General features: G+C 58.7%; 14 protein-coding genes. 9 read left to right on the top strand and 5 right to left on the bottom strand.

Going from position 1 to position 22,495, the window contains the following annotated elements:
- The first annotated feature begins 302 nt into the window (after positions 1 to 302).
- Positions 303 to 3,143, top strand: coding sequence for a Hint domain-containing protein (locus GVI59_RS04535; RefSeq protein ID WP_173573121.1), 2,841 nt, complete (start codon positions 303 to 305; stop codon positions 3,141 to 3,143).
- A 268-nt stretch (positions 3,144 to 3,411) separates the two neighbouring features.
- Here the strand turns inward: GVI59_RS04535 and GVI59_RS04530 are convergent, their stop codons facing one another.
- Together GVI59_RS04530 and GVI59_RS04525 are read right to left on the bottom strand one after the other, a co-directional pair.
- Positions 3,412 to 4,374, bottom strand: coding sequence for a glycosyltransferase family 8 protein (locus GVI59_RS04530; protein WP_173573120.1), 963 nt, complete (start codon positions 4,372 to 4,374; stop codon positions 3,412 to 3,414).
- A 232-nt stretch (positions 4,375 to 4,606) separates the two neighbouring features.
- Positions 4,607 to 6,556 (bottom strand): protein-disulfide reductase DsbD family protein, encoded by a 1,950-nt coding sequence (locus tag GVI59_RS04525; protein WP_338422063.1) that lies wholly within the window; start codon positions 6,554 to 6,556, stop codon positions 4,607 to 4,609.
- A gap of 10 nt (positions 6,557 to 6,566) precedes the next feature.
- Between GVI59_RS04525 and GVI59_RS19285 the strand changes: the two genes are divergently transcribed.
- The 4 genes from GVI59_RS19285 to infC all read left to right on the top strand — a co-directional run bounded on the left by GVI59_RS19285 (position 6,567) and on the right by infC (position 11,506).
- Positions 6,567 to 6,698, top strand: a complete 132-nt coding sequence (locus tag GVI59_RS19285) for a hypothetical protein (RefSeq protein ID WP_277876299.1) — start codon at positions 6,567 to 6,569, stop codon at positions 6,696 to 6,698.
- Between the two features lie 120 nt (positions 6,699 to 6,818).
- Positions 6,819 to 9,359, top strand: a complete 2,541-nt coding sequence (gene hrpB / locus GVI59_RS04520) for an ATP-dependent helicase HrpB (RefSeq protein WP_173573306.1) — start codon at positions 6,819 to 6,821, stop codon at positions 9,357 to 9,359.
- A 118-nt stretch (positions 9,360 to 9,477) separates the two neighbouring features.
- Positions 9,478 to 10,725 (top strand): S1C family serine protease, encoded by a 1,248-nt coding sequence (locus tag GVI59_RS04515; RefSeq protein ID WP_173573119.1) that lies wholly within the window; start codon positions 9,478 to 9,480, stop codon positions 10,723 to 10,725.
- A 259-nt stretch (positions 10,726 to 10,984) separates the two neighbouring features.
- Positions 10,985 to 11,506 (top strand): translation initiation factor IF-3, encoded by a 522-nt coding sequence (gene infC / locus GVI59_RS04510; RefSeq protein ID WP_026200089.1) that lies wholly within the window; start codon positions 10,985 to 10,987, stop codon positions 11,504 to 11,506.
- Positions 11,507 to 11,675: 169 nt separating this feature from the next.
- Here the strand turns inward: infC and GVI59_RS04505 are convergent, their stop codons facing one another.
- Together GVI59_RS04505 and GVI59_RS04500 are read right to left on the bottom strand one after the other, a co-directional pair.
- Positions 11,676 to 13,637, bottom strand: coding sequence for a stimulus-sensing domain-containing protein (locus GVI59_RS04505; protein ID WP_173573118.1), 1,962 nt, complete (start codon positions 13,635 to 13,637; stop codon positions 11,676 to 11,678).
- A gap of 26 nt (positions 13,638 to 13,663) precedes the next feature.
- Entirely contained in the window at positions 13,664 to 14,419 is a 756-nt protein-coding gene (locus tag GVI59_RS04500) for a response regulator transcription factor (RefSeq protein ID WP_173573117.1), read from the bottom strand.
- A 256-nt stretch (positions 14,420 to 14,675) separates the two neighbouring features.
- Here GVI59_RS04500 and GVI59_RS04495 point away from each other — a divergent pair, with 256 nt between their 5' ends.
- From GVI59_RS04495 to dnaJ, 3 genes are all read left to right on the top strand, one after another.
- Positions 14,676 to 15,287 (top strand): nucleotide exchange factor GrpE, encoded by a 612-nt coding sequence (locus GVI59_RS04495; RefSeq protein WP_173573116.1) that lies wholly within the window; start codon positions 14,676 to 14,678, stop codon positions 15,285 to 15,287.
- A 170-nt stretch (positions 15,288 to 15,457) separates the two neighbouring features.
- Positions 15,458 to 17,368, top strand: a complete 1,911-nt coding sequence (dnaK, locus tag GVI59_RS04490) for a molecular chaperone DnaK (RefSeq protein ID WP_173573115.1) — start codon at positions 15,458 to 15,460, stop codon at positions 17,366 to 17,368.
- Between the two features lie 170 nt (positions 17,369 to 17,538).
- The gene (dnaJ, locus tag GVI59_RS04485) at positions 17,539 to 18,687 is read left to right on the top strand and encodes a molecular chaperone DnaJ (RefSeq protein WP_173573114.1); all 1,149 of its coding nucleotides are present in this window, start codon (positions 17,539 to 17,541) and stop codon (positions 18,685 to 18,687) included.
- Between the two features lie 172 nt (positions 18,688 to 18,859).
- On the opposite strand, the gene treF is transcribed toward dnaJ, so the two are convergent.
- Positions 18,860 to 20,656, bottom strand: a complete 1,797-nt coding sequence (gene treF, locus GVI59_RS04480) for an alpha,alpha-trehalase TreF (protein ID WP_173573113.1) — start codon at positions 20,654 to 20,656, stop codon at positions 18,860 to 18,862.
- A 274-nt stretch (positions 20,657 to 20,930) separates the two neighbouring features.
- Here treF and tldD point away from each other — a divergent pair, with 274 nt between their 5' ends.
- Entirely contained in the window at positions 20,931 to 22,445 is a 1,515-nt protein-coding gene (tldD, locus tag GVI59_RS04475) for a metalloprotease TldD (protein ID WP_194299024.1), read from the top strand.
- Positions 22,446 to 22,495 lie beyond the last annotated feature (50 nt).

Raw genomic sequence — 22,495 nt, 5'->3', positions numbered from 1 at the left:
ATTTTAGATATGAATACTTCCAATAACCATGTCTGTATTCAAAATATGAAACGAAGCGCTGAGGCAGAAAATCTATAGATTCGTTCGCGATTAAAATAAAAATCACGAAAAAACAGTGTGTTGTTTATACGTTGCAGCTTTTTTACATGTTATTCGTTTGATAAAAGTTAACAAGGCGTATAAACGTGTACCGAAAAGTATCTGTAACAATTGTCTTCTGCGTACATCCTGACTGTTCTTCAGGGAGGGATGTGCGACGGATGTCCGGTCTCTGACCGGCTTTCAGCGAACGAGGTCCGTAGATGGCTACAACTTACTGGAATGGGTCAACGTCGGACGATTTTTTCGATCCCACGAACTGGTCGAATGAAGACCTTCCTCAGAGTCACACATGTCAGGCAGCCACCATTGCCGGGACCAGTGAAGATGATCGCGCTGTCGCTGTGGCGAATGCCGTGTCTTACGGACAGATACATTCGCTCAGCATCGGTGATTACGGCACCCTGAAGATCACGGCGCAGGCCTCTTCAACGGATGCTGGAAACGTATTCTCGACCTACGGTATGGAAATCGCTCCGACCGGTGAGCTGATCGTCGATACGTCGTCGCAGGTGGAGCTGGGCCTCTACACGCAGAATCGTGGCGGTACGATCACGATCATTGATAACCCGGGCAAGGTTGTTCTGGATGGCAACAGCCTGAACGGAACCGGCACGCTCAATCTGGTCAACTCCACGCTGGGCAGTGCGGAAGCGCCGATCCATATCCCGGATATGGACATCACGCTCCAGAACGGCAGCACGCTTTATACCGGCTGGAACACGACCGGAAGCTCGATCACGTTTGATCCGTCCTCGACCAACACGGTTGTTCTGGACGCAAATGATTCGACGATTTCGACAGCCATTTACGGCGTTTCAGAGAATTCGCAGTTTGCCATCAACGGCACCGAAGGGGTTACGCCTGCCAGCGCCAATGTTGTGGCGAATGGTGACGGTTCATACAGCTACACCATCTCCTTCACGAACGGGCATTCCCTGACGCTGTCCGATATCGTGCCGGCTGACGGGTTTGTTCCCGGTTCGGTGTCGTTCAGTAAGGATGCCGCAGGTGACTGGCTGTTTACAGAGCAGAACGCCAGCACCGTCACGCCTGACTATGCGTCCACAACACAGCATGAACAGCTTCAGGCCGTTGTCACGCATGCTGACGATGTCGGTTCCGGCACAGCAGCAACGACCAATGGCTACACAAACCACTCATCCGTAGCGACGGACACCTTCATCGGCACAGGCACGGAAAGCAATCCGGCGAGCTGGTCTGACACCAGTAACTGGTCTCAGGGTGATATCCCGCAGTCAGACAGCTGCTTCCACGCCTCTCTTTCAGGCTCGGACACAGATCCGCTTTACGTCGTCGCCGATCAGTCAAATGTGGGGCAGTTCGTCAGCCTTTCGGTCAATCCGAACGCCACACTGACCATTACGGCCAATAACCCCCAGAACCCGAACAGCTACGTGTTCTCAACGGCGGGTTTTGAAGTTCGCGGCAACGGTGTGCTGAACATCGATACCCCGGCGAAGGTCGAGCTTGGCGGCGTCAGCGCCATGGACGGCACGCTGAACATCACGGGCAATGATGGAAATGTCGTTTTCGACAGCAGCCATCTTGCTGGTGGCGGAACGCTGAATCTGTCGAACTCCACGCTGGGCACACAGGCCAATTCGATGATGGTCGATCTGCCGCAGATCAACCTGACGGATGACAGCACGTTCTATGCACGGCTGTATGGCAACACGAGCACGATCAGCTTCGATGACAGCAGCAACACGCTTGTTCTGGCTGGTGACACGAAGCAGATCGATACGACTTTTGTCGGGGTCAATGCGAACACGCATTTCGCCATTGATGCTGACCTGAACACGCAGCCGACTGCGGCCGTCTATACGAAAAACGATGACGGCAGCTATTCGCTGGCGATCACACTCGATAACGGTCAGACCTACACGCTGTCTCACATCGAAACGGCTGACGGCTTTGTTCCAGGCTCTTCGACATTCTCGAAAGATGCCGCTGGTGACTGGCTGATCAACACGGTCGCGACCGATGTCTGCTTTGTTGAGGGCACGCTCATTCGCACAACGCGCGGTGATGTGGCTGTTGAAGACCTGTCCGTTGGTGATGAACTGATTGTCGTCGATGCCGACGCTAGCAGCCGTCCTGTTGTCTGGGTCGGTTTCCAGAACGCTGTCATACGTCCGGAACTTGATGATGCCGACGCGGGCTATCCGGTTCGTATCCTCAAGGGCGCCATTTCCGAGAATGTGCCGTCTGCTGATCTTCTGGTCACAGCCGAGCACGGTCTGTATCTCGAAGGCGGCTTTGTGCCGGTGCGTATGCTGGTGAACGGGTCGAGCATTTTCTATGATCGCTCCGTGACGTCCTATCGCTACTTCCATGTCGAAACAGAGCGTCACAGCATCATTCTTGCTGAGAATGTTGCTACAGAAAGCTATCTCGACACGGGTAATCGTCGCTCGTTCACTGGTGGCGCTGTCGTTTCGCTGACTTCACGTCATCTGACATGGGCGGACGCTGCGGCGCCTCTGCTCACAGACCGTGAGACGGTGGAAGGCCTGCACCAGCGTATCTCCGCACGGGCAGTGAACGCTCTTGGTCTCGCTGTCCCTGCCAGGCAGCCTCTGACACGGAAATCAGATCTGTCGTTCCGCACACTTTCCGGGCAGACGCTGCGTCGTCTGGACGAAAAGAATGGCGTTGTGACAGTCGAAGTTCCTGAAAATGTCACGGAAATCCGGATCTGCTCGCGTGCGGACAGACCGTCTGACATCGTCGGTCCGTTTGTCGATGACCGTCGTATGCTCGGTGTTCTGGTGGGCAGCGTGACCCTGCTGGAAGGCGGTTCCTATGGTCGTGCTGTCAACAGCCACCTCGACGGACAGTCTCATGTCGGCTGGCATGGTGTTGAGAAGAATGCTTCGGTTCGCTGGACCAACGGAGACGCTGTTCTCGATCTTGGTGAGAGAGTGCTGAATACAAAAGCTCTGCTCAAAATCCAGATTGCAGCAGCCGGTCCCTACCGTCTTGAGGCAAATGGAAAGACCCTTCGTCTCTGCGCCTGAATGACGCTCTGACGAGTGATTGAAAAGGCCGTAGCAGGAAATCTGCTACGGCCCTTTTTTTATGGCGCATGTGTTTTGCAGGCAGGAGAGAAAGCGGCGCTATAACCGATGAAACCGGTTTGTCTGCTTCCGGAAGTAAAAAGATGCGAAAAGACTTTTGATTTAGCAGGCGGGCAGTTCGCCTGCTCTTGTTGCTCTCTGGCGTGATCAGACTTTTTAGATAGATCCGTGCTTGCGAAAAATTACCCTGGAATTTTTCTGGAGACGATCAGCCTCCAGTTTTGAAACCGCTTTTTATATCGGCGGTCTGTTCATAAGCGAGAATGCGCTGCACACGTTCGCCCGACCATTCCCGCTTCTCCAGCCAGCGTTTGTATCTTTGCTGAAGCGTATAACGCAGCCATCGGCCTGTAGACATGCGCTTTCTGTATGGCGCGAGTTCTGGAAAAGTGCCGGTGATTTCATCGTAAGGTGAGGAGGCCGTCACATCCCAGGGCGGCAGGTCGGCATCCCAGGGCTTGGGAGATGACATGAAGTGATAGATACAGGGCGCAATGATGGAATCCAGACCGATATTTCTGAAGAAGATCGGAAAGTTCCACGCAAAAGACATGGAAAGACGATGGGAGCGCCCGACGAGATTGAGAACATCCTGATCGGGATAACGTGTTTTCGACTGGAACAGTCCAAACTTTTCCCATGCTTCCCGTCCTATGCGCCCCCAGCCAGCGCGATCGGCGTAAAGAACGCCGGAATTGAAATACTGTTTTGCGTCATCATCAGAAAAACCGAACGCGGAAAAATGCTCCAGAAATGAACGGGCCGCCGGATCATCATCGCCCACGGCAAAACTCATGGGGTCCGTTACGGCTCCAAATGTTCCGTCAGCAAGCGGCTGTTTCAGGAGGCGGTCCAGATCGCCGCGTATCTGGGTATCTCCGTCCACATACAGGAAGCGTTCGTAAGGAGTGGGCAAAAGATCATCGAGAAAGAGGCGGGCCAGCATGGCGGGTGCATGTCCGATATCTCTGGCCGTATAGCAGAGAAAGACAATATCGTTCTGATCGCACAGTCTGGAAAAGATTTTTTGTGTGGCAGGATCTATATCGATTCCGATCAGCAGAATATCGGTGAGATCCCTGCTGGTATTGCGTCTCGCCTGTATGGCGCTGACGAAGCTTGGGAACAGGTAGCCGACGTCGGATGTGTAGCAGACACAGACTTTAGGCATGGAAACTCCCTACAGACGACAGCACTGCTTTTGTTCGGTTTCTGAATATCGTTTTCTGTCCTGAAAATATGCTCAGGCAGGTATGATTATGAAACATATAAAGGGTTGTTTCACAATAATTTATTCAGAGTAACCAGCGGGCTTGGGTGTTTCTTTTCAGTCAGGAAGTAGACCAGATGATGCTTTCACTGCCTCAGTTTGAAACCATCCTGAAAATATAAGCGATTTCCAGTCAGTTCTGTTCGATCGCCCGTACGACCATATCCGGAGTCAGAACCTGTGGCAGGATACGTCCTTCCGCATGAGGCGGATAATAAACATATAGCGGCACGCCATCGCGCCCATGCTCACGCAGGAACGTGGTGATGTCCGCATCCCTGCTGGTCCAGTCGCCTTTCATGAAAACAATGCCATGCTCGACAAAGGCTTTCTGAACGACGGAGCTTTCGAGCGCTACGTGATCATTGACGAGGCAGGTGATGCACCATGCCGCCGTCATGTCCACGAAAACGGGTTTTCCGTCCTGCCGCAGAGCCGCGAGACGTGCCGGTGAGAATACTGTTCCCGCGCCAGCGTCTGCATCCGAGGAATGTGCGGGCGTTTCCGATGATGACGACAGGAGAGGCAGTAATGCGAAGGGAGACAGGGCGGCAAGGATCGACGCAAGCATGACCAGACGGGAGCGTCGGGAGGAGATCGTCCGGGAAAGGGTCATGAGCCAGCCGCTGAAACCCAGAGCCAGAAGCCCGGCGCAACCGATCGCTACCGGGGTGCCGCCGCCCTGCTGTGCAAGAACCCAGACCAGCCAGATACAGGTCGCAAATATGGGAAAAGCCAGAATCTGTCGGAAGATATCCATCCAGCGGCCGGGGCGGGGAAGAAACCGTCCGGCGTTCGGGACAAGGGTCAGTGCCAGATAGGGGCTGGCCAGTCCAAGACCCATGGCCAGAAAAATACCGAGCGCCGCCAGAGATGGAGCGGCGAGCGCGCCTGCGATGGCGGCTCCCATGAAGGGCGCCGTGCAGGGGGTCGCCACAAGAACGGCGAGCAGCCCGGTCAGAAAATCACCCGGAAGTCCACGATGCCGGGTCAGAATGGACTGCCCGGCGCTGATGACGGGTAATTCAAAAGCGCCAAGCTGGCCCAGTCCGACCGCAAACAGAAACCAGCAGATTGCCGCGACAAACACAGGAGACTGGAACTGGAAACCCCACCCGGCGGACAGCCCGGCATGACGCACCACCAGCATCACAGCGCCAAGAAGTCCGAACATCGCCAGCACGCCCGCCGTGTAGGCGAGGCCGCTCTGAAAATGCTTCCGGTCTTCATGCAGGCGTAAAATCGCCAGAGCTTTCATGGCCAGAACCGGAAAGACACAGGGCATCAGGTTCAGGATCAGACCGCCCAGAAAGGCAAAGGCCACCAGAGCCGGCCAGCCAGTCTCCGGCACAGGATTCACAGTCACTGCAACAGGCGTGGCGCTGAAGGACAGGACGCTTCTTTCATTGGCCGCATCCCGCAACTCCAGAAGACCGGTAAAGGATTTCCCTTCGGCAAATCCTTCCTCCGGTTTCAGTCGAAGCGTCATCCGATCCTGATCGACCGTCAGGGGTTGTGGCGCGACCTGATCAATGCGTCCGGCGACGTCCGGGATGACCCATGCCTGTTTTACAGCCTGCGAGGAGAAGCCATTACCCTGCACGGTGAGCAGGCCATCTGGCGTGACGGTTGTCTGAAAAGGGGAGGAGCGGGGCTGCTGTTCTGCTGCACGCCTGAAGAGAGGTGCCTGCGCGGAGGGAGTGGCTGGTCCTATGGGGAGGTCGAGGTGGAAGTCGGCCTGTTCCGGAACGCAGACGGCAGCACACACAAGCCAGTCTGCATGAGCGCTGATGGTCACGCTCCGACCTTGCGCATCGGCAGCCTGAGGTGTGACCGTGACTGGCAGCAGCACGTCGCCGGTATAGCCGTAAGACATCAGCGGGCCTTCCGGCAGACGTTCCGGCGCGGGCCACTCAATGGCGTCCGCTTTCCCGGAGAGGTTGCCGGAGAGCGTGACAGTGAGGTTCACCGGCTCTCCCGCATCACCGGGGTTTTTCCAGTAGGTGTGCCAGCCGGGTTTCAGATGCAGGAGCAGCCCGGCCTTGAAAGGATGTCCTGCTTCGATCCGGTCACTGTCGGACACAAGACTGGCTGTGTCCCGTTCGCTTGTGACCGGCTGGCTTTCAGCAGCGGAGGCGGACAGGGAGAAGAACAGTCCGGCAAGCGCGAGGAAGCTGGTGGACAGGGGGCGGAGAGTGCGCAGGGTCGCGCTCCTGTGGCTGTGACGGATGGACGGATCTCTTTACAGCAAAGAGGCGGCGGCGGGGAGCGGCGTTCTGCCCCATGAAACAGGCATCCCATTCCGGAAGATTGCTCCGATCCACACCTCCCGTCATAACCGCTGCATGAACGACAGAACCACCCTCATTGCCAATCTCCTGAACGCACCGGGCGATGAACTCCCCGTTCGGGCCTGCCTGCCTGTTCTGACCGAGACGCTGGAAATACAGCCCAATGCCGTGCTGGTGGCCCCTCCGGGAGCAGGCAAGACCACGCTCGCCCCACTGGCTCTGCTTGAGGCGACATGGCGCGGGGAGGGCGAGCGGATCATCATGCTCGAACCCAGACGGCTGGCGGCACGGGCGGCGGCGCAGAGGATGGCGTCCCTGCTGGGTGAGCGGGCCGGGGAGACGGTCGGGTTTCGCACACGGCTTGAAAGCGCCGTCTCGGAGGCGACCCGCATCGAGGTTGTGACGGAAGGGCTGTTCCTGCGTCGTCTGCTGTCCGATCCGACACTGGACGATGTGGCCTGTGTGATCTTCGACGAAATCCACGAGCGGTCTCTGGACGCCGATCTGGCGCTCGCCTTCTGCCTTGATCTTCAGCAGACGCTGCGCCCCGATCTCCGCCTGCTCGCCATGTCGGCGACGGCGGATACGGCGACGTTGTGTGATCTGATGCAGGCTCCGGTCGTGGAGAGCGAGGGGCGACAGTTTCCCGTCGAAATCCGCCATGCGAAACGCGACCTGACTTCGCCGCGAGATCTGCCGATGGAAGCCGCGCGTGCCGTGCGCGAGATGCTGGCGGAACACGAAGGCGACATTCTCGTGTTTCTGCCGGGAACCGGCGAAATCAGACGCGCCATGGCGGAACTGCAGGGCGTGTCGGCTCTGGTGCTGCCCCTGCATGGCGAACTGCCTCCCGCCGAACAGGCCCGTGTGCTGACGCCTGAGTCCGATGGTCGGCGTCGCGTGATTCTTTCGACTTCCATCGCCGAAACGTCGCTGACTGTGCCCGGTGTGCGCATCGTGATTGACGGCGGTTTTCGCCGTGCGCCGCGTTTCGATCCCGGAGCCGGACTGGCCCGACTTGAGACGATGCGCATCTCCCGTGCGGCGGCGACGCAGCGGTCTGGTCGTGCGGGGCGTGAAGCGCCGGGTTTCAGTCTCCGGCTGTGGACGGAAGCGACCGGTCGCGGTCTCACGCCGCATGATCGCCCGGAAATTCTGGACGCCGACCTGTCCGATTTCGTGCTGGCCACCAGCCTGTGGGGCGACGCCATGGGTGGAGAGAGTGCGCTCCGTTTTCCTGATACACCTCCGGCGGGCGGGATCGCGGCTGCGCGTGAACTGCTGGGGCAGTTGGGCGCTGTGAACGAAGAGGGACACCCGACGGAACTGGGGCGTAGAATGGCGTCGCTCGGCACGCATCCGCGTCTGGCGGCGATGATGGTGGCCGCCCGTAATCCGCCCGAAGCGGCGCTGGCGGCCGATCTGGCCGCGCTGCTGGAGGAACGTGATCCTCTGCGGCCTCGAATGGGCGGACGTTCCGGCGGACCTCCGCCCGTCCCGCCAGCTGACCTGTCCCTTCGTCTGGAGCTCATTGCCGGTGGCGATCATCCGGACGCTGACCGAGGCGCTCTGGCGCGGATCAGGCAGGCGGCGGGGCAGTTCAGACGTCGCCTCGGGCTACGCGTACAGACACCCGCAGTGGGAGATGTGGCTGCCCTCGTGGCGGCCGGGTTCCCTGATCGCATTGCACAGGCGCGGGGAGAGCCGGGAAGCTATCGCCTGTCCGGCGGAGGCAGCGCCCGCATCAGCAAGGCGGACAGATTGGGAGAGGGGAAGTTGCTGGCGGTAGCCTCCCTGTTCCTGCGGAAAAGCGCTGAGATCAGGCTGGCCGCGCCGCTCGATCCAAACAACCTTCCGCAGGCGCTGCTGGACAGGGCGACCGAGCAGGTGGAAACGGCGCTCGACTCGACCACCGGCTCGATCATTGCGCGTCGTCGGTTGCGTGTGGGTGCGCTGGTCCTGCGGGACCGGACCGAAACGGTAAAGTGCGAAGACGCTTCGGAACTGCTGCTGGCGCAGGTGGCTGGCTCGCTCGACACGGCTCTGACATGGACCGAGGCGGCCCGGCAGTTTCAGGCCCGTGTCATTGTTTCACGGGAAACACTCGGTCGGACCGATCTCCCGGATCTGTCGAATGAGGCGCTTTCCGCCACTGTCGCGGAATGGCTGTCACCCTGGCTGAATGGCGTGACGACGCTGACTGCGCTGAAGGGACTCGATCTTCTGGCGATCCTGCGTAGTTGTCTGCCTCATGCGGAACTGGTCGCGCTGGACCGGGATCTGCCGACCGAACTCACCCTGAAAGGCGGGCGCGTGAGGTTGGATTATACCGAGCCTGTCCCGGTTGCTGCTGCGCGGGCGCAAACCTTCTACGGCACGACGGAGACACCGCGTCTGGCTGGCGGTCGGGTGCCACTGCGTCTGGCGTTGCTGTCTCCCGCCGGACGTCCGCAGGCGTTAACGGCGGATCTGGCGTCTTTCTGGTCGAACGGATGGCTGGACATGCGGCGCGACATGCGGGGCCGCTATCCACGCCATGACTGGCCGGAGAACCCGGCTGTGGCGTCCCCGCCCGAGCCACGAAAAAGACACTAAGACGCGGCATCCGTGCCACAGTGTGACATAAATTAGCAGCAGTACTGTATCGTTAGGGTTGTATTCACGTTTCGTTTATCTCAACGCATGAGGGTGTGATGAAGATGCTGAACGCATAATGACCGGACTATCCTGCTTTCGGCCTTCCCGTCTGCGCCTCGGTCGGCGTCGGGACTGGCTTTCTTCGCCGGCCAGAGGCCGCTTCGCTTTCTCCCTGCTGTCCGCTGGTCTTCTGGCCGGGCAAGGGTTTGAGGCGTCCAGGGCTCATGCTGATGGCGTGGCGGCTTCCCCGGCAGTTTCTGCCGCCAGTTCCCCTGTCAGCGGTCCGGTCAGCAATGACATGGCGGCTGTGCTGGGGGTCGCACGCCCTCTGACATTTGCCCCTCTTGTCAAAAAGGTGGGACCTGCCGTCGTCAATATCGCCGTGACGCGGGACATCAATCCCTCCAGCAGCAAACGTCTGCACGTTCTGCCGGACGTCAAGGGAACGCCTCTTGAGCGCCGGTTCCGGGAGCGTCTGCGGCGGCATGGCGAGGAGATGCTTGGGGCAGGTTCCGGCTTCATCATCGATCCGTCCGGCATCATCGTGACCAATAATCACGTCGTCGGCGACGCATCGAATATCACGGTGTCCCTGTCCAACGGGCATGAGCTTCCGGCGCGCGTCCTCGGCGTGGATGACCTGACGGATATTGCCGTCATCAAGGTCGAGAGTCTGACGCCGCTGCCTTATGTGAAATGGGGCGAGAGCCGGCAGGTGCAGGTCGGCGACTGGATCATGGCGGCGGGCAATCCGTTCGGCCTGGGTTCCTCCATTACGGCGGGGATCGTATCGGCGCGTGGACGCGATATTGGTGCGAGTCCGTTCGACGACTTCCTGCAACTTGATGCGCCGATCAATCCGGGCAATTCCGGTGGTCCAACCTTCAACATGCAGGGCGAGGTGATCGCCATCAATACCGCCATCGTCTCGCCTACAGGCGGCTCGGTGGGCATCGGCTTCTCCATTCCTTCCGAGCTTGTGATTCCGGTGGTCGAGGCCCTGCGGACCAGCGGTCATATCGAGCGCGGGTGGCTGGGCGTGACGCTTGAGGATGAAGAAGGGCAGGACGGAGCGAGGGTCGTCGATGCTGACAAGGGCGGCGCAGCCCAGCTCGCCGGTCTCAGGAAGAACGATTTCATCATTACGGTGGGGGCCGAGCATGTGGAAAACGCCCGCACTCTCATTCGTATCATCGCCGCCACAAAGCCCGGAACAACGCTGCCTCTGACCGTAAGGCGCAAGGCTGTCGTGCTGAAAATGCAGGTATCCATCGGTACACGACCTGTTGATGACGGACGTTATGGTGATGGTGACGACCAGTGACGTCGACAGGAAGAATCCGGATTTCTATTGTGGTGAAAGAGAGACTGGAACTGTCTTGAGGCGGTTCCAATGAGTCGCGCTCGGTGATGATCAGTCTTCACCGGGATAAGTATAAATCAAATAAGGTGAGAACACTTGATCTTGACGGTTCCCGTACGCACATAATGCGATTATATGCTAGCAGGGATTCGGGAGCCCGGAGGGGTTGCCGCGCTTTGTGCCGTCACGTTGACAGGAGCTTACCATACCAAGACCACCCATTCCCACCCCGCCTAATCGTGAGGGGCCCCGCGTAAACGAAGAGATCCGCATTCCTCAGGTCCGCCTGATTGATGAGGAAGGCGAAATGCAGGGCGTGATGACGACGCGTGAGGCTCTGGCCCGTGCTTATGGCGTCGGACTGGATCTTCTTGAAATCAGCCCGAACGCGGAACCGCCGGTCTGCAAGATACTTGATTACGGCAAGTACAAGTATGAGCAGCAGAAAAAGCGTAATGAAGCGCGGAAGAAGCAGAAGGTCATCGAGATCAAGGAAGTCAAGGTTCGTCCGAACATCGACGAAAATGACTACCAGGTTAAGATGCGTTCCATGAAGTCGTTCATTGGCGATGGTGACAAGGTCAAGGTCACGCTCCGTTTTCGTGGACGAGAGATGGCTCATCAGGACCTCGGCGTGAAGGTTCTGGAGCGTATCCGCAACGAGATGGAAGAAGAAGCCAAGGTCGAGCAGATGCCAAGGCTTGAAAACCGTCAGATGGTTATGGTCCTCGCACCGCGCTGAATCAGGGCGGTTGAAGACAGGAAAAGGGGCGCTGGACAGAGCTTGTTCAGCGCCCCTTTTTTGTGTTTTGTGGAATCAGGATCAAACGGTCTGCACCCCTTTGTGGGTGTGGGACAAAGTCCCATCAATAACCGTCTGGCAGTGACGCCGTTGTCATCCCCCGGAAATTTTACTCCTCGTCCGAAGGCTCTGTTTCCAGTGGAGGAGGCAGGCGACGGTCGGACTTCGCGTGGCCGATCGCTTCCCCGCCATGTTCACGGCTGGTGGAAGTCTCTGCCTGAGGCAGGTGGATGACAAACCGGGCGCCCAGCACCTTTCCGGAGGAATCCATCCGGTTTTCTGCTCGGATGGTGCCTTTCAGCGCCTGAATGATCTGCCTGCTGATGGACAGACCAAGACCGGAATGTTGTCCGAAATGCTCTGATTTCGGACGCTCGGAATAGAAGCGATCAAAGACGGAATCGAGTTTTGAGGCGGGGATGCCTGGCCCTTCGTCAGCAACCGACAGCTCCACGAAGGGACCGGCTGCATGCGCCTCCAGCCAGATATGCGCTTTGGGCGGCGAGAAGGAAATGGCGTTGCCGATCAGGTTGCGCAGGACTTGCACAAGCCGGTCCTCGACCGCCAGAGCGCGGAGCGGATGCGCAGGCGTGTCATCATGGACGCTCACAATAATTTCCGGCTGCTCGGGCTTGCGGGTGGACTGATGGATTTCGGCAAGAAGGGAAAGCAGCGGCCCTATCGCCACAGGCGTTGCGCGCGCACGCGACAGTTCCGCATCCAGTCGGCTGGCGTCGGAGATATCGGTGATCAGACGGTCCAGTCTGCGGACATCCTCCGCGATGATGGTCAGGAGACGCCTCTGACGCTCCACGTCGTCAATGCGAAGGAGTGTCTCGATGGCGGAGCGGATGGATGTCAGCGGGTTCTTGATCTCGTGCGACACATCGGCTGCAAAGCGCTCGATCGCATCCATGCGTGTCCACAGGGCCTGCGTGCTGTCCTGAAGTGCGCGGGCGAGGTCGCCGATCTCGTCGCTTCGACCCAGCAGGCTGCTGGGCACGGTGCCGGAGCGTCCGGAGCTTTCCCGCATGATGTGCGCGGAGGTGGCGAGCCGCAGCAGCGGGCGTGCGATGGTCAGCGACAGGTACCAGGACAGCAGAACCATGATCGCCATGGCCAGCAGGAAAAGCGACAGGATGGAAGAGCGGATCTTGAAGAGCGATGTATCGATCGCCTCGCCGGTCCGCGTCAGTTGCAGAATGCCGACCGTCTGTCCGTCATGGACGATAGGTTCCGCGATGGTGATGACCAGCGTGTGATTTTCCGTCCGGCGGATGTAGGGCGGCGTTTCCACCTCATCGAAGGAATGGTCGTTCGGGGCTTTCGTATTGTGGTGTCGGGGATGGCCATCGTCCCGCAGGGGGCTGTCATCCACGCCGCCGACGAGAAAATCGATAACCGATCGCATGATGCCCGGATGGGGAGGCGGTTCCGTGACTTCTCCCTGCGGGAGGGTGTTCTGCGTCTCCGGCGGCGGCGGGTCGCTCGCAATATGATGCGCCAGTTTTTCCTGATGGCTGTCGGCGATCAGTTGTCCGTCAGGCGAATAGACACGCGCATCGGCCCGGGGGCTCGGTTCCGTGAGACGCAGCAGAAGCGGACGCGTCAGCCCCGGCTCAAGCGTGTAGGCCTCGGTGGGAAGAGCCGGGTTGCGACGTGAATGAGTGCTCGGATTCTGGGTGACGGCGCTCTGACCAAGAGCGCCCGCATAGATACGCGCCTGCTCACGCAACGCTCCGACTTCGGCCGCCAGCAGGCTGTTGCGGAACTGGTTGAGAAACAGCAGCGTCATGCCGAAAACGGCGAGCGGCAGGATGTTGACCAGCAGGATGCGACGCATCAGCGGCGAGATCAGCCGCTTCGGTGCGTCGGCGTCACGCTGTCTGGAAGGCGACAGAAAGGTCGTGGCCTTCAGTATTGTCCGGCGACAGAAGGCGAGGACGCGCGCAACAGGAGCAGGAAGGTCCGGCTTCGCTCCGGCCAGCTTTCTGATCTCACCCGACAGTTGGGTCAGGCTGGCGGGAAGGGACGCTTTCCGATGCGGGTCGCCTTCCGGTGGAGTGGTCACCGTTCTTCCTCTGCCGGCCTCATGGCTCAGTCTTCCTTGTAGCGGTAACCGATGCCGTACAGCGTTTCGATCTGGTTGAAGGCGTCATCGACCTGCCGGAATTTCTTCCGCACGCGCTTGATGTGGCTGTCGATGGTCCTGTCATCAACATAGATGTTGTCGCCGTAAGCCGCGTCGATCAGCTGGTCGCGGGATTTGACCAGTCCGGGACGGGAGGCAAGCGCCTTGACCAGCAGGAACTCGGTGACGGTCAGGGGAACATCGGTGCCTTTCCACTGACACCGGTGGCGGGCCTCGTCGAGCGTCAGATCACCGCGGACCAGAGTGTTGCTGGTGATTTCCCCGGCTGCCTCGGCGCGATTGACGTCGTTGCGGCGCAGGAGCGCGCGGATGCGCTCGATCAGAAGCCGCTGCGAAAAAGGTTTTGTGATGTAATCGTCTGCTCCCAGCCGCAGCCCCATCAACTGATCAACCTCTTCATCCTTGGAGGAAAGGAAGATGATGGGCAGGTTGGAGCGGGCGCGGAGCCGCTGAAGGAGTTCCATGCCATCCATGCGCGGCATCTTGATATCAAGAACGGCCAGATCCACCGGGCGGCTGGTCAGATCCTGAAGGGCCTGCTCTCCATCAATAAAGGCGCGAACGGCATATCCCTCGGCTTCCAGCGTCATCTGGACGGAGGTCAGGATGTTGCGATCATCATCAACCAGCGCAATCGTCTGTTTTTCTGTCACGAAATCGATTCCCTCCGGGGCGCTGGCGCACCCGTTCTGTGGCTTCATCAAGAGCAAACTGAGTTGATAATAGCCGGGTCTGACATGCCGGGCTACCGGGGGCGGCGGTCAGTGTTTTATTTTTAGAAGGTTCAGGGGATTAATGCTGATGGCAAATGCAAATAATGAAAGCAAAAATTAACCATCGGGCGTGCATCCTGAAGCGGAAGGAGGCGGGAGAAATGCATCTGGCTGTGGGCTGAGCATAAAATTCGTCCGGTCTGCCTTCTTGTCGATTGCTCCGAGGATGCCTAATTCTTACCCTATGACGAACATGACAGACACCCACGAGGCCGGATCGCCAGCGGATGAGGCGGCGACTGACCTCAACGAGCACCATTCCTCCGTTCATGGAGACGCGGCAGCTGATGATCAGGCGTCTTCGTCTGATCAGGTGATGAGCGCGGCCAGCAGCCGGATCAAGGAACTGGAAGCGCAACTGGCTGAAGAGCACGACAAATGGATGCGCTCTGAAGCCGAAATGCAGAATCTTCGGACCCGCACAAAGCGTGAGATCGACGATGCGCGTCAGTACGCCGTGCAGAAATTCGCACGCGATGTCGTGGAAGCGGCTGAGAACCTGAAGCGTGGACTCGCCAGTCTGCCGCCGAAAACCGAAGGTGAAGACAGCATCATCACCAAGATGCGTGAAGGGATTGAAGGCACGGAACGGTCGTTCCTGTCCATCCTCGAGCGTCATGGTGTTGTGTGCCACGATCCTGCAGGACAGGCTTTTGACGCCAATCATCATCAGGCCATGGCGGAGCAGCCCAGCCCTGAGCACGAGACGGGAACCGTCATTCAGGCCTGGACGCCCACATGGACGCTGCATGGCCGTCTGCTGAAACCGGCGATGGTTGTTGTTGCCAAGAATTGAGTCCGGACGTGTCGATTTTCGGGAGCGACAACTCTTGAAAGCCCGACATGAGGCTCCTACATCGGATTTAAAGATGATGTAGCCAGCCGCTGTTTATGGCAGGACTATTGAAATAAGGGGCGCATCCGGTGCTTCGGGCCGAGTGCGACCGCTGAAAGAGGATTAGTTATATGAGCAAAGTTATCGGTATTGACCTTGGTACGACCAACTCCTGCGTAGCGATCCGCGAGGGTAACGAAACAAAGGTTATCGAGAACAGCGAAGGCGCACGCACGACGCCGTCGATGGTGGCGTTCACCGAAGGTGGTGAAATGCTCGTCGGACAGGCCGCGAAGCGTCAGGCCGTCACCAACCCGGCCAACACCCTGTATGCCGTGAAGCGTCTGATCGGTCGTCGCTTTGACGATCCGACCGTCCAGAAGGACAAGGAACTCGTTCCCTACGCCATCGTGAAGGGTGACAATGGCGACGCATGGGTCGAGGCACGTGGCAAGAGCTACGCACCTTCCCAGATCGCAGCCTTCGTGCTCGGCAAGATGAAGGAAACAGCCGAGTCCTATCTCGGCGAGAAAGTGACCCAGGCGGTCATCACGGTTCCGGCTTACTTCAACGACGCCCAGCGTCAGGCCACGAAAGACGCCGGTAAGATCGCGGGTCTTGAAGTCCTGCGTATCATCAACGAGCCGACGGCTGCTGCGCTGGCTTATGGTCTTGAGAAGAAGAACGGCGGCACGGTCGCGGTTTATGACCTTGGCGGCGGCACCTTCGACGTTTCGGTTCTCGAGATCTCCGATGGTGTGATCGAAGTGAAGTCCACCAACGGTGACACGTTCCTCGGTGGTGAAGACTTCGACAACCGGATCATCGACTTCCTCGCCAGCGAGTTCAAGCGTGATCAGGGCATTGACCTGAAGTCCGACAAGCTGGCTCTGCAGCGTCTGAAGGAAGCTGCCGAAAAGGCGAAGATCGAGCTGTCTTCTTCCAAGGAGACCGAGATCAACCTGCCGTTCATCACGGCTGACGCTTCGGGTCCGAAGCATCTCGTGGTGAAGCTGACCCGTGCGAAGCTGGAAAGCCTCGTTGACGACCTGATCGCCCGCACGATGGAGCCCTGTAAGGCTGCTCTGAAGGACGCAGGTCTGAATGGTTCCCAGATCGACGAAGTCATTCTCGTCGGCGGCATGACCCGTATGCCGAAGGTGATCGAAGCCGTTAAAGAGTTCTTCGGCAAAGAGCCTGCCCGTAACGTGAACCCCGACGAAGTCGTGGCGATCGGTGCGGCCATTCAGGGCGCGGTCCTGAAGGGTGACGTGAAGGACGTTCTGCTTCTCGACGTGACGCCGCTGTCGCTTGGTATCGAAACGCTGGGTGGCGTGTTCACCCGTCTGATCGACCGCAATACGACGATTCCGACGAAGAAGAGCCAGACCTTCTCCACGGCTGAAGACAACCAGAACGCCGTGACCATCAAGGTCTATCAGGGTGAGCGTGAGATGGCGGCTGACAACAAGCTGCTGGGCAACTTCGACCTGACCGGTATCGCTCCGGCTCCTCGTGGCGTGCCGCAGATCGAAGTGACCTTCGACATCGACGCCAACGGCATTGTCTCCGTGTCCGCCAAGGACAAGGCGACCGGCAAGGAGCAGCAGATCAAGATCCAGGCTTCTGGTGGTCTGTCCGATGCCGACATCGACAAGATGGTCAAGGACGCGGAAGCGAACGCAACGGCTGACAAGGCGAAGCGTGAAGCGGTCGAAACCCGCAACAACGCCGAGGGTCTGGTCAATCAGGTCGAGAAGTCTCTGTCCGAGGCAGGCGACAAGGTTCCGGCTGCTGACCGTAGCGAAGCGGAAAGCGCCGTTGCCGCAGTCAAATCGGCCCTTGAAGGCACGGATGCCGAGGCGCTGAAATCTGCCTCCGAGCGTCTGACGCAGGCTGCGATGAAGATCGGTGAAGCGGTCTACAAGGCTGAGCAGGCTGGGGGTGCGGGTGCCGAAGGCGCCGCTGCCGGTGGTGCAAAGCCTGACGACAAGGTGGTTGACGCCGATTTTGAAGAAATCGACGACAACAAAAAAGGCTGAGCGGAAACTGTCCTGACAGGGTGACCGGGTAGAACCGGTTTACCCTGCAAGGTAGAAACGCCGTATCTTCAAGGCGCCCGCTCCATCCATTGGGGCGGGCGTCATCTTTTATGTCCTCCCGGCGTCATGATGCGACGCGTGCGAGAGGGAGCCCGCTTACGAGGAAATCAATGGCCACGAAACTTGATTATTACGCTGTTCTGGAAGTCTCTCGAGAAGTCTCTTCTGATGAACTGAAAAAGGCGTACCGCAAGCAGGCCATGAAATATCATCCGGATCGCAATGCCGGAGATGCGTCAGCGGAAGAGCGCTTCAAGCAGATCAACGAAGCCTATGACGTTCTGAAAGATGCCGACAAGCGCGCGGCCTATGACCGCTTCGGTCATGCGGCGTTCGAAGGCGGTGGCGGTGGTCCCGGCGGGTTCGATTTTGGTGGCGGCTTTGCCGGAGGCGGTCTGGGCGACATCTTCGAGCAGATGTTCGGCGACATGATGGGCGGTCGTCGCGGCGGCGGCGGTGGACGGAGCGCCGGCGCCGATATCCAGACACAGGTCGAGATCACGCTGGCGGAAGCCTTCACGGGCATCAAGAAATCCATCACCATCAAGACACGTGTCATGTGCGAGTCCTGTGATGGCACCGGTTCGAAGGACAAGGAAGCCGGTGTCGAGGTCTGCCCGAGCTGTCACGGTGCCGGGAAGGTCCGTGCGCAGCAGGGTTTCTTCGTGGTCGAACGCCCATGCCCGAGCTGCCATGGCGCAGGTCGTGTCATCAAGGATCCGTGCCCGGCCTGTCATGGTGTTGGCACGATAGAGCAGCCGCGCACGCTGGAGATTGCGATTCCGGCCGGTGTTGAAGACGGCACGCGGATCAGATTGTCCGGTGAAGGTCAGTCGGGTGGAAAGGGCGCTCCGTCGGGAGACCTGTATGTCCATATCGCCGTTCAGGCCAGCGAACTGTTCCAGCGTGACGGCTCCAACATTTACTGCCGTGTGCCGCTGCGTATGGCGCAGGCCGCGCTCGGTACCGAAGTTGAAGTGCCAGTGGTTGATGGCGGCCGGGCCAGTGTGAAAATCCCGGCCGGAACGCAGAGCGGCGAACATTTCCGTTTGAGAGGAAAAGGTTTTTCCGTACTGCGGTCGTCGTCGCGGGGCGACATGTACGTGCAGGTCGTCGTGGAGACTCCGCAGAATCTTTCCAAACGCCAGAAGGAGCTTCTGGAAGAGTTTGAAAAGGAAGCGGGTGAGCATGTGAAAAGCAGCCCGGAACATGCAGGCTTTTTTTCACGTGTGAAGGACTTTTTTGAAGGCCGGAGTTGAGGGCCTTCAAAAACACAGATCGATCCGCCTGAAAACTGATTCAAAAGCGTCTTATCCGAGCTTCTTTTGAATCAGACAGGGGGCTCTGGTGAAGCTTTTTCAGAACGCTTCAGAGGTGCCGCCCTTTTTAAAAATGGCGGCGCCAGAAACTTTTATCATAAATCCCTCCTTTTCATTTTTCCCTGTTCTGCGCGGGCGGCGTTTCATGCCGTGGTGAGGAGGAGAGTGTTCCCTTCGTGGTCGTAGGAATAGGCTGCGACTCCGCAGGGCGTCCGCTGCCTGGTGGCGTATCGTTTTTGGAAGCCTGTCCTGCGAACGGATATTCACTCAGAATATGCTGGGCGACCTGCGGATAACGGTTCATCAGACCGAGCAGGGTGCCGTTGGTCCATCCGAAGCCGATCTGCATCGGATACTCGCCACCGCCCGCACCGCCTGTCGGGCTGATTTCAGGATTGACAACATCGTATTTTTCAAGAAGTACGCCGCTTTTTTCATAAGTGCCGATGACGCGCTCCATCCAGCGTTGCGCAATATCCTGCGCCAGAACATCCTCGCCATACAGATTGAGACCCTTGATCGCCATCCATTGCAGCGGGGCCCATCCGTTGGGAGAATCCCACTGTTGTCCGCTGGTCACATCTGTTGCCACAAGCCCGCCGGGTTTCAGCAGCTTTGCCTTGAGGGTTTTCGCGACAATATGCGCCTGCTGGTTTGTGGCCATGTGCAGGAACAGAGGCACGGCCGTTGCCGTTGACAGCACATCGGTCAGCTTTCCCGTTTTCCAGTCGTAATCGTAGAAAGCGCCTCTTTTCTGATCCCACAGCACGCGTCGGATAGCGGCGATGCGTCGGTCAGCATCAGCCTTATAGAAAGCGGCCTTCTGTTTGTTTCCTGTAAGCTCGTAGGCACGGGAAAGAGTTTGCGCGAGATGGGCCACCATGCAGCTCATCTCGATCGTGATGAGGTCGGTTGTGTGAATGGAAGAGAGCGTATGGCGGTCCATCAGCCAGCGTGACGAGAAATCCCATCCTGTTTCTGACCCGGCCCGCAGATCGCGCCATACCTCGGAAGAGGGACGGGAGGTAGACGCCGCTGTGGCGATGTCCTGCGGGTAACTCTCATCGCGGGGGGTATCGAGATCATCCCATGGGCGCGTCAGCAGGGTGCCGTCTTTCAGTCGGACAGCATGTCGCCAGGCATGGCCGGGCGCGAGCTTCGCTTCTCCATCTGTCCAGTATTCATATTCGCGTTGTAGTTCAGGCAGATACTTGATGTAGGTCTTGTTGCCGTCGTGACTGGCCAGCAGGTCTGTCATCAACGCGAAGAAAGCGGGCTGCGAGCGGCCGAGATAGTAGGTGCGGCTGCCATTCGGAATATGTCCGTAGCGGTCGATCAGCGACGCCAGATCCCTGTAGGTGGAGCGCATCAGATCAATGCGTCCGCCCTCATACAGGCCGATCATCGTGAAATAGGTGTCCCAGTAATACAGTTCCGTAAAACGGCCTCCGGGAACAACGTATTTTTCCGGTAAAGGCAGAAGCGATGACCAGGGAACAGGGGTATCCGGCTGCCGGGTCAGCACATCCCACATGCCCGCGATGTAATCCTTCACGTTTTCGCCCGGCTTGCGCTGATAGGCGGCAGAGGTGATGGCCGGGATCGTGAAATAGGTGGCGACGAAGGTTTTCAGGTCAAAGCCCGGGTCGTTCTTCTGCGCTCTCCATGTGGCCAGAATCTCTTCCGGCGGTCGATTGGGATAGGCGTCCGCGGCGGCTTTCGCGTCGATGAAGATGTGGGCCTTTCCGATGGCGGAAAACAGACCGTCCAGAGCGATCGAGGGCGGACGCAGATCCTGCTGTGACGGCAGTCTTGGAGCCTGAGGCGGAGGAGTGATGGCGGGATGCAGGATAACGGTGGGCACCCGGGCTGGCGGGGGGCCAGCTTCATCGCGAAAATCGGAAGTCATTACCGGCTCTCCTGGCGCTGTGGTCTGCGCAGAGACCGGCCATGACGATAGCAGGGAGGAGGCGAAAAGACTGGAGGCCAGTGAACATGCGAGGAAAGAAAAAGGGTAGCGCCTCAAGAGAAATCCTTTCGTGCGACCGTGTCCCTGTGGGATAATGACGCGATAACCGCCTGCGGGTTTTCCGGGTCGGAAGAAACCAGTTATGACATAAGGGCGTATCGTGATGGTGAACGCCAGTCAGGACGTTCCCACTTTCTACCCCGGAGTTTTGCCCATGTCGTCCACTGCCTCAACCCGGAATGTTGCTGTCTCTGCCGGAGAAAAGAGTGTGCAGTCCTCGGTCGCGGGGCTTGGGCCTCTTGCCGCGACGGATCATCTTTTCTTCGAGCGCGCCGGTGGTCTGCTGAGTCGGGACGAAGCGGAGAGCATGACCGCCCATGCGCTGGAAGGCATGGAGGACGGCGAACTCTTTCTCGAATACCGCGAAAGTGAAGGGCTGGCGCTTGATGACGGAGTCATCCGGTCAGCATCCTTCGATACATCCAGTGGCTTTGGTCTGCGGAGCGTGCTGGGTGAGGAAACCGGGTTCGCCCACTCCGACGAGATCAGCAAGTCCTCTCTCCGGCGCGCTGCTGAGACGGTCTCCGCCGTAAGGAATGGCCGGTCCGGCATCATGGCGCCCCCGCCACGCTCAACCAACTCGCGCCTCTACAGCGACAATAACCCGCTGCATGAGACGGATTTCGCCCGTCGGGCGGCGCTGCTCGGCCAGATCGACGCTTATGCGCGTGGGAAAGACAGTCGGGTCGTGCAGGTGATGGCGTCCATCGCGTCCGAGTGGCAGGCGGTGCAGATCATCCGGGCTGACGGGCTGAGAGTCGCGGATATCCGTCCGCTGGTGCGCCTGAATGTCTCCGTCGTGGTGGAGAAAGATGGTCGTCGCGAGAGCGGTTCCTATGGGTTTGGTGGTCGTTACAGTGTGACGAAACTGCTGGAAGAAAATGCCTGGCAGCACGGTGTGAATGAGGCGTTGCGGACAGCTCTGATCAATCTGGATGCGCGTCCTGCTCCCGCTGGGGAAATGGAGATCGTCCTTGGCTCCGGCTGGCCAGGCATTCTTCTGCATGAAGCGGTCGGTCACGGTCTGGAGGGCGACTTCAACCGCAAGAAAACCTCCATGTTCTCGGATCTGATGGGAAAGCGCGTCGCCAGTCCCGGCGTGACGGTTGTGGATGACGGCACATTGCCTGATCGTCGCGGCAGTCTGACGGTTGACGATGAAGGCACGCCTTCAGGCAGAACGGTGATGATCGAGGACGGTATCCTGACGGGTTTCATTCAGGATCGTCTGAACGCTCGTCTGATGGGCGTTGCGCCCACAGGGAATGGGCGTCGTCAGTCTTACGGCTATATGCCGCTGCCCCGTATGACCAACACGCTCATGCTGGCGGGACAGGCGAGCACTGACGATATGATCCGGTCAGTGAAACGAGGCCTCTATGCGGTGAACTTCGGTGGTGGCCAGGTGGACATTACATCCGGGAAATTCGTGTTCGCGGCTTCCGAAGCCTACATGATCGAGGATGGAAAAGTGACGGCGCCGGTCAAGGGGGCGACACTGATCGGCAATGGTGCGGACGCGATGACCTCCATTTCCATGATCGGCTCCGATATGGCGCTTGATCCGGGGATCGGCACCTGTGGCAAAGCCGGGCAGGGTGTTCCTGTCGGGGTGGGGCAGCCGACCCTGAAAATGACTGGTCTGACCGTGGGAGGCACAGCATCCTGATCAGGTAAAAAGGTTCTGCTCTTTTGCTAAAAATGCAGAGTGACGCAGGA

The organism is Acetobacter sicerae, from assembly GCF_011516765.1.
Taxonomy (GTDB): Bacteria; Pseudomonadota; Alphaproteobacteria; order Acetobacterales; family Acetobacteraceae; genus Acetobacter; species Acetobacter sicerae.
This window is presented reverse-complemented; position numbering and strand designations above follow the sequence as displayed.